Source organism: Candidatus Eisenbacteria bacterium (genome assembly GCA_035577985.1).
Classification (GTDB): domain Bacteria; phylum Desulfobacterota; class Binatia; order DP-6; family DP-6; genus DATJZY01.
Genome location: DATJZY010000061.1, coordinates 73,299 through 86,289, shown reverse-complemented (window position 1 = coordinate 86,289; position 12,991 = coordinate 73,299). Strand labels below are relative to the sequence as shown.

Below are 12,991 nucleotides of genomic sequence, written 5' to 3'. Positions count from 1 at the left end.
TCATGAGCGACCAAGCATCGTCGTTGTTGGGCGGTCTCGTCACGGGAACGAATCGCGTCGGATGGGCGCTCGTGATCCTCGGCCTCGTCGCCGCGCTGGCGCCGATCGCCGCCGGCGCCGCGGTGATCGTCGTGATCGGGCTCGTGCTGCTCGTGGCCGCGGCGTTGATGGGGCTGTGGGGCATGCGCGCCCGGGAAGCGGGTCGCGGCAACGCGGGGCTCGTAGTCGCCGTGCTGGCCGCGATCGCGGGCCTCGTGCTGGTCTTCCAGCCGACGGCGGGCCTGTCGCTGGTACGCCTGCTGCTCGTCGCCTGGCTCGTGCTGAGCGGCGCGGCCGAGGTCGCGGCGGCGTGGGGGCTGCGCTCGGACGACGACTGGACCTCGATGCTGGCCTCGGGCGTCGTCTCGATCCTCATGGGAGCCGCCCTGTGGGCCGACTGGCCGATCTCCGGCGCCCGCGCGATCGGTCTCTTCGTCGGCGTGAAGCTCGCTTCGATCGGCGGAGCCGTGGTGCGGGTGTCGCGGCGCCTGGACGCCGCCGGCGATCGGGTCGCGGACGTCCGCACGCGCCTGCGGTCTACCTGATCTGCTTCAGATCGGCGCGCAGAAGACCGATCGGGTCGGTGATCTTCGCCCGGAAGGCGGCATCGGGGAAGGCCTTCTGTCCCTTGCGCGACTTCACGCGCTTGGCGAGCTTCCCGAGCAGCTTGCCCGTCTTCTTGAAGCCGGCGCGGCGCTGGCGCCCCGCCGGAAGCTGATCGGCTGCGACCGCCGTGGTGCGTGCCTTCGCGAGGCTCGCGACAAGCTTGTCGGTGAGCGGGCCTGCCGGAGCGCCCTCGAACACCTCGCCGATGTCGTCGATGCGGCAGACGACCGACGCGCCGGTCGCCTCGCGCGCGCAGACGAGCTGGTCGAGGCGTGCGAGTGCATCGTCCATCGTGATGCCCTCCCACGCCTCTACCCGGAGGCGCGCGCGGCCGCGGTCGATCGCGCCGGCGAGCGGCTTGCCCGCCAGCGGGCGGAGCGCATCGAGGAACGCCGCCAGCGCCTGGATCTGCGCGCTCGACACGGTGGCGGGCTGGCCTTCGTCCAGCATCTGCAGGCTCGGCTGCCAGGCGAGGATCGCCGCCTTGCCGAGATCGCGGAGGTTCGTGTCGCTCACGATCGCCCGCGTGATCTCGCCGGTGTGCTGATAGTAGAGCGCGATACCCTTGCGGCCGCCTTCGAGCTTTCGGAAGAAGAGATCGCGCAGGCGGTAGAAGAGGAAGAAGTCGAGCTCTGCCGGCACACCGCGCGGGAACTTGGGGGAGAAGGCGTCGTACATGTTGAAGCATGCGTCATCGCAGATTCCCGGCAGCAGGACGCAGAAGGCGGTCAACGCACAGCAGTCGACGCCGCTCAGCGGCATGGTGGTGGTGGTGACGGTGGACTCGATGCCCCTCGACACCGCGAAGGGAATGGTTCCGCCCAACCCCAGGCATTCGAACGCGGCGTCGAAGATCGTGCAGTCGTCGTCGGTGAGGTCGAAGGGGGTCTCGCCGCGGCTGATCACGGCCGTCACCGCACCCGTCACGCGCGCGTCCGTATAGAGGTCCCACTTGGGATCGGTGCCGGCGTTCACGCGCACGGCGAACATCAGCGTGCGCACCTCCCCCGGACCCAGGTCGCCGAGCGCGAACGTGCAGGTCGTGTCGTCGCCCGACCCCGTGCACGTCCAGCCGGGCGTGCTCTGCGCCGGCTCGAAGGTGGTGTTCACCGGGACGTACTCCGTGACGACGACGCTCGACACCGGTCCGACGAAGTCGAGGTTCGTGACCGTCACCTCGTACGGCACGACCGAGCTGTCGCCCCAGTACAGATTGTGGTCGGTGTTGTGGATCGCGAGGTCCGCTCGGGCCGTCGCGGCCAGCCCCAGGACGACGAGCGTCACGCCCAATGAACGCATCGCACACCCCCTGGCGGGGAGACTCCCACCCGCGAGGGGCGACGTGCAATAGCGCATCGGGCGTCGCGACGCCCGGGCGCGTCCAAGGATCGCGAGCGAGCCCGGCGTCAGTGCACGGCGACGCGGACGCCGCGCCGGGCGAGCGCGCCGGGGACGTCGCCTTCGAGGAGCTGGGCGGCGCCCTCGTGCGCCTTCAGCGTCGCGTCCATGTGCGCGAGGCCGAGACCGCGGATGCACAGGTAGGAGTGCTCGGGCGGGGAGAGCTCGCTGATCGGCGGCACGCGGCGGGCGGCCTCTTCGAAGGCGCCGGGTGGGGGCATCATGCGGAACATCTCGTGCACCTCGGCCGCCCGATCGCAGAAGTGCATGTGGTCGGTGTTCTCGATGACGACCATGCGCTTGCGCTGCGAGGGCGTACGCGCGAGCAGCTCGTGCATGCCGTCCAGCGGCAGGAGCGTGTCGCGGTCGGCGACCAGGAAGAGCGTCGGCACCTCGCGGCCCCACTCGAAGTCGAGCGCGGCGCGCAGCAGCTCCACCGGCATCCAGCTCGCCCCGCCCGCGGGCGCGAGCGGCAGCGCGGCGCGGATGCGATGGTCCCGCGAGGTGACGGCGAGCGTCGTCCAGCCGCCGAAGCTGTGGCCCATCATGCCGATGCGCTGGGCGTCGATGAGCGCGCGGAGCTCCGGCGCGGCGCCGTCCACGAGCTGATCGATCACGGTCACGACGTCGGCGGGGCGCGCCGCGATGAACTCGCCGACTATCTCGTCGGTGTCGGGGATCGGCGTACCCGATCGCGTCATCAGCGTCAGCTGCGCGACATCGAGGAGCGTGTTGCCGGTGTGATCGCAGGCGGCGACGACATAGCCGTGGCTGGCGAGGTGCGTGCAGAGGAACGTGCTCTGGCGCCGGTGCCCGCCGAACCCGTGCGAGAACATGACGAGCGGGTACGACCCCGGACGCGGCGCTGCGTCACGCACGGCCTCCTGCGTGACGGCGGGGAAACCGGGAAGCACCTCGTAGCTGTCCTGCGACGAGACCTCGAGATCCGCACCGCGGTGCGCGTCGGTCGCGGGGTACCACACCTCGAGGGGCAGCGGCCGCCCTCCTCGCGCGGGGTCGCTGAAATGGAGGGTGCGCACGCCCACGGGCGAGGGGCCGCGATCGAACGGGTCGTAGCTCACGAGGCGGCAGTTAGACCGGTCCGACCCGGTCACGTCAAGGATCGCGACGGCTACTGCTCCGGCTGGAGCGGCGGCGTGGACCTCGTCCGCTCGGTCCCGGTGGTGAACTATCCGGTCGCGGCGCGAACCACGGCTGCGGCGTCGCACAAGGCTGCGACCTCCTGCTCGACGGCATCCACGACGTCGTGCAGATCGGGCAAGACGTCCCAATCCGCGTTGAAGCCCCAGTGCACGCGGCCGTCGTAGCTGAAGAGCGCGACGCCGAGCCCCTGCCCCTGGAACAACGGCACCACCGGATAGCAGGCCAGCATCCGCGCGCCGCACACGTAGACCGGGAAGGACGGTCCGGGCACGTTCGTCACGACGATGTTGTAGGGCTGCGCCATCGCGGCGAGCCGCGCGAACTCGGTGAAGAGCGTCGTGAACGTGCGGTCGGACAGCTCCTCCAGCACCTGCATGCCGAGCGCCTGATGCGAACCCTTGGCACGCGTCGTCTCGGCGACGACGCGTGCGAGCCGCTCGCGCGGATCGCGGGCGGCGAGTGGAAGCCGCGCGACGATCATCGCGACACGGTTGCCCATGTGCTCGCCCGCGGCGCGAACGTTCACCGGCAGCATGGCGCGGAAGTCGAGCGAGGCCGGGTCGACGCCGCGGCGGTACAGGAACCGCGCCAGCGCCCCCGACAGCACCGCCAGCACGACGTCGTTGACGGTGCCGCCCAGCCGCCCCTTCACCTCGCGGATCGCGCCGAGGTCGGTCGCGGCCCAGTCGAAGCGCCGATGCGGTCCGATCTCGACGTTGAGCGGCGTCGGGGACGAGGCGCGGAAGCCCGCGCTGACGGCTTCGAAGACGCCGCTCGCACCCGCGCTCGCCCGCCGCAGCAGGGCACCCGGCGCCTGCGCCGCCTCGCGGATGGTGCGCGCGATGGCGGAAGGGGCCGCGGCACGGTGGCAGAGCTCGTTGAAGAACAGCTGCGCCGGTCCGGGCGCGGGGCGCGGGATCCAGCGCGGCGGCGGCTCGGCGAGGCGCGGATCCTCGTCCGGCGTGGGACGCATCACCGATCCCGTCAGCTCGACGCTGCCGACGCCGTCGATCATGCAGTGATGCACCTTGGTCACGATCGCGAAGCGATCGCCCTCGAGCCCCTCGACGACCCACATCTCCCAGAGGGGTTTTCCGCGATCGAGCTGCTGCGACATCAGCCGACCGGCGAGGCGCTTCAGGAGCCGCTCGTCGCCCGGGCGCGGCAGATGCGTGTGCCGGAGGTGGTAGGCGAGGTTGAAGCGGGTGTCGTCGACCCAGACGGGATGGCGGAAGACGGGGCTGTAGACGAGGCGCTGGCGGTAGCGCGGGATGCGATGGATGCCGGCCTCCATGAGCGTGCGGATCCGATCGACGTCGATCCCGCCGGCCGCGTTCCGCAGCGGCGCCGCCTCGAAGATCGCGACTGCACCGATGTGCATGTGGGAGGTCGCGTCCTCGATGGCGAGAAAGCTCTGGTCGAGAGCCGTCAGCCGTTCGGCATGTACGTAGGCCATGGTCATGCTCCGCGGGTCTGGCCCGCCATCCAATGGGCCGCGGTCTTGGCCCACTCCACGATCGTATCACCAACGCCGGGCGCGAGCGCGGCGAGCTTCTCGAGCGTCGCGGCGCCCGGTGGAACGGACACCTCTACCAGCCCGAAGCGCGCGGCGGCGAACACCGCCCACACGACCCACGACGGCGGCATGTTGAGCGCGCTCGGCCAGAGGTCGAGGAACTCCTGGTCGTGCGACACCTGCTCGACCATCGGCGTCTCGACCACGCCTGGGAGGACGAGCGCCACGTGGATCGGCTCGCCGTGCAGCTCGCCGCGCAGCGCTTCGGTGATGCCGACCAGCGCGAACTTCGTCGCGCAGTAGCCGCCGAGTGGCGAGTAGCCGCGCCGGCCCGCCAGCGACGCCACGTTGACGATCGTGCCGCCGCGCCCCTCCCGCATGCGGCGCACGGCCTCCTGCATGACGAAGAGGGCACCGAAGAGGTTCACGCGCAGCATCGCGTCGAGATCGGCGGGCGCGAGGTCGGTCACCAGCGACGGGATCAGGATGCCGGCGTTGTTCACGACCACGTCGATCGGTCCCCAGGCGCGCGCCACCGTGTCGAACGCGGCGGCGACCGCGGCGGGCTGCGTGACGTCGGCGGGGGCCGCGAGGGCGGTGCCGCCGTTTCGCGCGACGTCCGCGGCGACGTCGTCGAGCAACGCGCGCCGCCTGGCGACGAGCCCCACCCGGGCTCCCGCTGCGGCGAACGCCACCGCCGTCGCGCGGCCGATGCCGCTCGACGCCCCTGTCACCAGAACGACCTTGTCTCGAAAGCCTTGCAGCCACGCCACCGGATCCCCCTAGTGCGTACGGCCCGGGTGCATGGCGTACGAGCGCAACACCTTCAGGTAGTTCGCCCGCTCGAAGGCCGCGGGCTCGGCACAGTGCTGATGGCTCATGCTGCCGCGCATCTGCCGGATCGACACGTACTCGTGCGCCTCCATCCACGCCCGCAGATCGCGCTCGACGATCCGCAGGTGCTCGACCCCGTGCCGGAGCAGGGCGGAGGCCATCATGGCGATCGACGCGCCGGCCATCATGGCCTTCAATACGTCCGTCGCTTCGTGCACGCCACCCGTGACCGCGAGGTCGGCCTTCACGTGGCCGTAGAGGATCGCGACCCAGCGCAGCCGCAGGCGCAGCTCACCCGGATTCGACAGGGTCAGGTTCGGCACCACCTCGAGCTGCTCGAGGTCGATGTCGGGCTGGTAGAAGCGATTGAACAGCACCAGGCCGTCGGCGCCCGCGAGATCGAGCTGGTGCGCGACGTTCGCGATGGCGCTGAAGAAGTGCGGGAGCTTCACGGCGAGCGGGATGCCGACGTGAACGCGCACGTCGCGCACGAGATCCAGGTACATCCGCTCGACCTCGCCGCCGGCGAGGAGTGGGTCCGTCGGGACGAAGTAGCAGTTGAGCTCGAGCGCATCGGCTCCGGCCTGCTCGATGGCGCGCGAGAACTCGACCCATCCGCCGGAGGAGACGCCGTTCAGGCTCGCCACGACCGGAACGTCGACCGCCGCCTTCACGCGCCGGATGTGCTCCAGGTAGGCGTCCGGGCCGCGGGCGAACGCGCCCGGCTCCGGGAAGTACGTGAGCGCCTCGGCGACGCTGTAGGCGTGGTGCGAGAGGTGGTGGTCGAAGTCGTGGCTCTCGATCGCGAGCTGCTCCTCGAACAGCGAGTGGAGGACGACGGCCGCGACGCCCGCGTCCTCGGCGCGGCGAATGCTGTCGAGGTCCTCCGAGAGCGGCGACGCCGACAGGACGAGCGGCGAGCGCAGCTCGAAGCCCAGGTAGGAGGTCGAGAGGTCGATCATGCGCCACCCTCCGGGGCGGTCGCCAGACGTTCGTAGAGCCGCCAGCGTCGCTTCGCCTCCGCCTCGGCCTCCGCGAGGGCGGCCCGCGCCGCCTCGGGATTCGTGTGGGCGAGCATGGTGTAGCGGGTCTCGTTGTAGGCGAACTGCCGCAGCGGGATCGACGGCGCCTTCGCGTCGAGCTGGAAGGGATTCTCCCCGGCGGCCCGACGGCGGGGGTCGTAGCGGAACAGCGACCAGGCGCCCGAGCGCACCGCCGCGGCCTGCTGCGCGAGGCCGTGGACGAGGTCGTAGCCGTGCGCGATGCAGTGGCTGTACGCGACGACGAGCGAAGGACCGCGATACGACTCGGCTTCGCGGATGGCGCGCAGCGTGTGATTGTCGTCCGCTCCCATCGCGACCGTGGCCACGTAGATGGTGCCGTAGGTCGTCATGAGCAGCGCCAGGTCCTTCTTCGGCGCCGCCTTGCCGGCGGCGGCGAACTTCGCGACCGCTCCGCGCGGCGTCGCCTTCGACATCTGCCCGCCGGTGTTCGAGTAGACCTCGGTGTCGAGCACCAGGACGTTCACGTCGGCCCCCGAGGCGAGCACGTGGTCGAGCCCACCGAAGCCGATGTCGTACGCCCATCCGTCGCCCCCGACGATCCACACGGTCGTACGCACGAGCGCCTCGGCCACCGCGTCGAGCGCCCGGGCGGCGGGGTCGTCGATCGCCCGCAGCCGTTCGCGCAGCGCCGCCACGCGCGCGCGCTGCGCGCGGCGGCCCTCGTCGCTCGTCTGGTCGGCGTCGAGGAGCGGCGTGACGAGCGTGTCGCCGAGGCGCGGCGCGAGGCCGACCAGCAGGGTGCGCGCGAGCGCCGCTTGTTGGTCCACGGCGAGCCGCAGCCCGAAGCCGAATTCGGCATTGTCCTCGAACAGCGAGTTCGCCCAGGCCGGCCCGCGCCCTTCGGCATTCACCGTCCAGGGCGTCGTCGGCAGGTTGCCGCCGTAGATCGACGAGCATCCCGTGGCGTTCGCGATCAGCGCATGATCGCCGACGAGCTGCGAGACCAGCTTCAGGTACGGCGTCTCGCCGCATCCCGCGCACGCGCCCGAGAACTCGAAGAGCGGCTGCAGGAGCTGAACGTCCTTCACCTGGTGGAGCAGCAGGGGGCGGCGGTCGACCTCGGCGATCGTCCGGAAGAACTCCCAGCGCCGCTGTTCGTCTTCGCGCACCTCGGCGACCGGCGTCATGTTGATCGCCCGGCGGCGCGTCTGGGTCTTGTCCTTCACCGGGCACGCCTCGACGCACAGGGCGCAGCCGGTGCAGTCGTCCGGCGAGACCTGGAGCGTGTAGTGCTCGCCCGCGCGCTCGCGCCAGCGCGCGGGCGCCGACTTCCAGCCGGCCGGCGAGGTCGCGAGCGCGCCATCGCCGTAGACGTTGGCGCGGATCACGGCATGCGGACAGACGAGCACGCACTTGCCGCACTGGATGCACAGCTCGGTGTCCCACACCGGGACCGCATCGGCGATCTGACGCCGCTCCCACTGTGCCGTGCCGGTCGGCCAGGTGCCGTCGGTGGGCAGCGCGCTCACTGGGAGCCGATCGCCGTCGCCGGCGAGCAGCGTCGCGGTCACGTCGCGCACGAAGGCCGGCGCATCTGACGCGACCGGCGGACGGCGCTGTACCTCGCTCGTCACGGCCGCAGGGATGCTCACCTCGTGCAGGGCGGCGAGCGCGCTGTCGACGGCAGCCCAGTTCTTCCGCACGATCCCCTCGCCGCGCCGCCCGTAGGTCTTCTCGATGGAACGCTTGATGGCGGCGACGGCCTCGTCCTGCGGCAGCACGCCCGCCAGCGCGAGGAAGCAAGTCTGCATCACGGTGTTGACCCGGCCGCCCATCCCGGCGTCGGCGGCGACGCGGTCGCCGTCGATGACGAACAGACGCAGATGCCGCTCGAGAATCGTGTGCTGGACCTCCCGTGGGAGGCGATCCCACACGGCGGTGGGACCATACGGGCTGTTCAGCAGCACGGTGGCGTCCGGCAGGGCGGTCGCGAGCACGTCGAGCCGCTCGAGGAACGAGAACTGATGGACGCCGATGAAGTTCGCCTGCGAGACGAGATAGGGGGCACGAATGGGACGCGGGCCGAAACGCAGGTGCGACACGGTCGTCGAGCCCGACTTCTTGGAGTCGTATACGAAGTAGCCCTGCGCGAAGCGGTCGGTTTCTTCGCCGATGATCTTGATCGTGCTCTTGTTCGCGCTGACGGTGCCGTCGGATCCGAGGCCGTAGAAGACGGCGCGCACCGTGTCGGGGGTCTCGAGATCGAACGCCGGGTCGAACGCGAGGCTCGTGTGGGTCACGTCGTCGGTGATGCCCACCGTGAAGCCGCGCTTCGGCTGCGCCGTGTCGAGCTCGTCGAGGACCGCCTTCACCATCGCCGGCGTGAACTCCTTCGAGCCGAGGCCGTAGCGCCCGCCGACCACGCGGATGGGCCGGTCGTCCTCGGCGACCGCAGCGCACACGTCGAGGTAGAGCGGCTCGCCGATGGATCCCGGCTCCTTGGTCCGGTCGAGGACGGCGATCCGCCGCACCGTCGGCGGCAACACGTCGAGGAAGTGCCGGACCGAGAACGGCCGGTAGAGACGGACCGTGACCGCGCCCACCTTCTCGCCGCGCTGAGCGAGGCCGTGCACGGTCTCCGACGCGGTTTCGGCGCCCGATCCCATGAGCACGACCACGCGCTCGGCGTCGGGTGCGCCCGCGTAGTCGAAGAGCCCGTAGCGGCGGCCCGTGCGCGCGGCGAGCGCCGCCATCGCGTCCTCGACCAGGGCCGGACAGGCGAGGTAGTAGGGGTTCACGGCCTCGCGCCCCTGGAAGAAGACGTCGGGGTTCTGCGCGGTGCCACGGATCGTGGGGTGGGCGGGCGACAGCGCCCGCGCCCGGTGGGCCCGCACGAGCGCGTCGTCGACGAGCGCGCGGACGTCCTCCACGTCGAGGGGTGCGATCTTCGCGACCTCGTGCGAGGTGCGGAAGCCGTCGAAGAAGTGGACGAACGGCACTCGGGCGGCGAGCGTCGCCGCGTGGGCGACCAGCGCCAGGTCCATCGCCTCCTGCACCGAGCTCGAGGCGAGCATCGCGAATCCGGTCGCGCGCGTCGCCATCACGTCGCTGTGATCCCCGAAGATGGAGAGCGCCTGCGTCGCGACGGCGCGCGCGGCGACGTGGAGGACCGTCGGCGTGAGCTCGCCGGCGATCTTGTACATGTTGGGGATCATGAGGAGCAGGCCCTGCGAGGCGGTGAACGTGGTACCGAGCGCGCCACCCAGCAGCGCGCCGTGCAGCGTGCCGGCGGCGCCGGCCTCGCTCTGCAGCTCGACGACGCGCGGCGCGACGCCCCACAGGTTCGGCCGTCCCTCGCTCGCCCACTGGTCGGCCAGCTCGCCCATCGTGGACGACGGCGTGATCGGATAGATCGCGATGACCTCGCTCGCGAGGTAGGCGATGCGCGCGACGGCCTCGTTGCCGTCGATGGTCGTCCAGCGAGTGCCGTCCTCCACGCCGCGTTAGCAGGACCGATGCCGCCCGCCACGCCGCCCGGCCGCCCCCTCGAACACGACCCGGTTGGCAACCCTCGGAACGAACGCGTGCAGCGTCCCCGGCGGTGGGAATCTCCGGCCCGAACGCGCCTCGTCCCGGCCGCCCGTGGCGTCGCCCCTGGTACGGGTCCGCCGGTCCGCTATCCTCGCTGGATCGACACCCCCCACCATGCCACGCAGGGCCTCCTGCGGGACGGCACCTCCGTCCGCGTCCGGTCGATCCGACCCGACGACCGGGAGCGCCTGGCCGCGCTCTTCGGCCGGCTCTCGGCGCAGTCCGTCTACTATCGGTTCTTCGGCGCCAAGAAGCGGCTCTCGGACGACGAGCTCCGCCGGTTCACCGAGCTCGATGGAGTCGAGCGAGCCGCGGTCGTGGCGACGCTGCGGCGCGACGGCGACGAGCAGATCATCGGCGTCGCGCGCTACGCCGTCGGGGCGACGAGGACGCGCGGCGACGTCGCGTTCACCGTCGAGGACGCGTGGCAGGGCAAGGGCGTCGGCACGCTCCTGCTCGAACATCTCGCCGCATGGGCCCGCGCCAACGGCGTCACGGAGTTCGAGGCCGACGTCCTCGGCGAGAACAACCGCATGCTCCAGGTGTTCGGGGAGAGCGGCTTTCGGGTGAAGCGGTCGATCGAGGGCGGGATCTTCCACGTGCGCTTTCCGACCGACGACACGCCTGCGCTGCGCGAGGCGCACGACCGGCGCGAGCACCGCGCCGCCGCCGAGAGCGTGCGGCCGATCCTGGCGCCGCGCTCGGTCGTGCTGATCGGCGCCTCGCGACGTCCCGGCACGATCGGCGCCGCGCTGCTCGCCAACCTGCGCGGCGCGGGGTTCACCGGCCCGCTCTACGTCGTGCATCCGAGCGGCGAGGAAATCGCCGGGATCCGCACCTACCGCAGCATCGCCGACATCGGCGCGCCCGTCGACCTCGCCGTCGTCGCGGTCCCCGCCCCCATGGTGGATGCGGTCGCGCGCGATTGCGCGCGCGCCGGCGTGCGGGGGCTCGTGGTCATCAGCGCGGGCTTCGCGGAGGCCTCGGCAGACGGGCGTGCGGCGCAGAAGCGGCTGGTCGAGTTCGTCCGGGGGGCGGGCATGCGGCTCGTGGGTCCGAACTGCCTCGGGGTCCTCAACACCGATCCCCAGGTGCGGCTCGACGCCACCTTCGCGCCGGGGTGGCCGCCCGCGGGCAACGTCGCCATGCTCTCGCAGAGCGGCGCGCTCGGCATCGCCATCCTCGACCACGTGCGCGAGCTCAACATCGGGATGGCGAGCTTCGTGTCGGTCGGCAACAAGGCCGACGTCTCGGGCAACGATCTTCTCGCCTATTGGGGCGAGGATCCTCGCACGAGCGTGATCCTGCTCTACCTCGAGAGCTTCGGGAATCCGCGGCGCTTCGCGCGGCTCGCGCCGCAGGTGGCGCGCGTGAAGCCGATCGTGGCGGTCAAGTCCGGCCGCTCCGCGGCCGGCACGCGGGCGGCGCAGAGCCACTCGGCGTCGCTGGCGAGCCTCGACGTCGCGGTCGAAGCGCTGTTCGAGCAGGCCGGCGTCATCCGCACCGACACGCTCGAAGGTCTCTTCGACGTGGCGGCTCTGCTGTCGACGCAGCCGGTGCCCGCCGGGCCGCGGGTCGGCGTCGTCACCAACGCCGGCGGCCCCGGCATCCTGTTCGCCGACGCGTGCGAAGCGCACGGCCTCGCCCTGCCGTCGCTCGCTCCCGAGACGCTCGCCTCCCTGCGGACCTTCCTGCCCCCGGCGGCGGGGTTGTCGAATCCGATCGACATGATCGCGTCGGCCACCCCCGACGCGTATGCGAGGACGATCGAAGTGGTCGGGCGCGATCCCGGCGTCGATGCGGTGGTGGTGATCTACGTACCGCCCATGGTGACGGACCCCGAGAGCATCGCAACCGCGATCGGCCGCGGGGCGGGCGAGGTGCCGGCCGACAAGCCGGTGCTCACGGTCTTCCTCTCGGCGCGCGGCGCACCGGCCGTGCTCGCCGGGGGACCGCGCGGGCCGCTTCCCACCTATGCCTTTCCGGAGAATGCGGCGGCGGCGCTCGCGGCCGCCGTCCGATACGGTCGATGGCGCGCCCGCCCCGAGGGGGCGGTGGTGCGTCTCGGGCCGTTCGCACGCGACGCCGTTCGTGCCGTCGTCGATCGCGTGCTCGAGAGCGCGACCGGCGCGGTCTGGCTCTCGCCGTCGGACCTCGCGAGCGTGCTGCTCGCTGCGGGCATTCGGCAGGCGGCCGCAGTCGAAGTCCCGCTCGACGAGGCGCTCGAGGCCGGGGAACGCCTCGGCTACCCGCTGGTGGCGAAGGGCATTGCGAAGGGGCTCCTGCACAAGACGGAGGCGGGCGCCGTCGTGCTCGACATCACGTCCCGCGCCGAGCTCGAGTCCGCGCTGACGGACCTGCGCTCGCGGGTCGCCGCAGCCGGCTATCACCTCGACGCGGTCCTGCTGCAGCGCTACGTGCCGGGCGGGATCGAATCGTTCGTCGGCGTCACGACCGATCCCACGTTCGGGCCGCTGCTCGTGTGCGGGCTCGGTGGCACGCTGGTCGAGCTCCTGCGCGACGTGGCCCACCACCTGGTACCCGTGAGCGACCGCGACGCCGAGGAGATGCTCGCCCATCTGCGCACGGGGCGGCTCCTGGACGGCTATCGCGGCGCCCCGCCCGGCGACCGCCCGGCGCTGGTCGAGGTGATCCAGCGTGTGTCCGCGCTCGTCGAGGCGGTGCCGGAGCTCCTGGAGCTCGACTTGAATCCGGTGAACGTGCGCCCGCCCGGCGAGGGGGCGATCGTCGTCGACGGGCGGATGCGGATCGCCCCCCTCCCGGCCTGATCGCCCTTCGGCGTGGGCTCTACCGCGCCCGCCGTCATTCTCGTAGGTTG

The 12,991-nt window shown here is 71.6% G+C and carries 8 protein-coding genes; 2 read left to right on the top strand and 6 right to left on the bottom strand.

The genetic code is table 11. From position 1 onward, the window contains the following. Positions 1–2 precede the first annotated feature (2 nt). Complete coding sequence (locus VMS22_10035; protein ID HXJ34362.1) at positions 3–584, top strand: DUF308 domain-containing protein; 582 nt, start codon at positions 3–5, stop codon at positions 582–584. Here VMS22_10035 and VMS22_10030 read toward each other — a convergent pair. The 6 genes from VMS22_10030 to nifJ form a co-directional block, all read right to left on the bottom strand. After that, positions 577–1,929, bottom strand: a complete 1,353-nt coding sequence (locus VMS22_10030) for a hypothetical protein (protein HXJ34361.1) — start codon at positions 1,927–1,929, stop codon at positions 577–579. The genes VMS22_10035 and VMS22_10030 overlap by 8 nt on opposite strands. Before the next feature lie 122 nt (positions 1,930–2,051). Continuing rightward, a complete protein-coding gene (locus VMS22_10025; protein HXJ34360.1) occupies positions 2,052–3,125 on the bottom strand; it encodes a dienelactone hydrolase family protein in 1,074 nt (357 codons plus the stop codon). A 107-nt stretch (positions 3,126–3,232) separates the two neighbouring features. Then, positions 3,233–4,663 (bottom strand): wax ester/triacylglycerol synthase family O-acyltransferase, encoded by a 1,431-nt coding sequence (locus VMS22_10020; GenBank protein ID HXJ34359.1) that lies wholly within the window; start codon positions 4,661–4,663, stop codon positions 3,233–3,235. Between the two features lie 2 nt (positions 4,664–4,665). Continuing rightward, on the bottom strand, positions 4,666–5,496 hold the full coding sequence (locus VMS22_10015) for an SDR family oxidoreductase (protein ID HXJ34358.1): 831 nt from the start codon (positions 5,494–5,496) through the stop codon (positions 4,666–4,668). A 9-nt stretch (positions 5,497–5,505) separates the two neighbouring features. Continuing rightward, the gene (locus tag VMS22_10010) at positions 5,506–6,519 is read right to left on the bottom strand and encodes a dihydroorotate dehydrogenase-like protein (protein HXJ34357.1); all 1,014 of its coding nucleotides are present in this window, start codon (positions 6,517–6,519) and stop codon (positions 5,506–5,508) included. Then, positions 6,516–10,058 carry a pyruvate:ferredoxin (flavodoxin) oxidoreductase gene (gene nifJ / locus VMS22_10005; protein ID HXJ34356.1) on the bottom strand — a complete coding sequence of 1,181 codons (3,543 nt, stop codon included), beginning with the start codon at positions 10,056–10,058 and terminating at the stop codon, positions 6,516–6,518. The genes VMS22_10010 and nifJ overlap by 4 nt, the downstream gene beginning before the upstream one ends. 87 nt (positions 10,059–10,145) lie before the next feature. Here nifJ and VMS22_10000 point away from each other — a divergent pair, with 87 nt between their 5' ends. Continuing rightward, positions 10,146–12,941, top strand: a complete 2,796-nt coding sequence (locus tag VMS22_10000; GenBank protein HXJ34355.1) for a GNAT family N-acetyltransferase — start codon at positions 10,146–10,148, stop codon at positions 12,939–12,941. The last annotated feature ends 50 nt before the right edge of the window (positions 12,942–12,991 follow it).

Excerpts from the sequence above, each read along its gene's own strand:
- VMS22_10035 (HXJ34362.1), top strand. The coding sequence starts at position 3 with ATGAGCGACCAAGCATCGTCGTTGTTGGGCGGTCTCGTCACGGGAACG.
- VMS22_10020 (HXJ34359.1), bottom strand. The coding sequence starts at position 4,663 with ATGGCCTACGTACATGCCGAACGGCTGACGGCTCTCGACCAGAGCTTT.
- VMS22_10010 (HXJ34357.1), bottom strand. The coding sequence starts at position 6,519 with ATGATCGACCTCTCGACCTCCTACCTGGGCTTCGAGCTGCGCTCGCCG.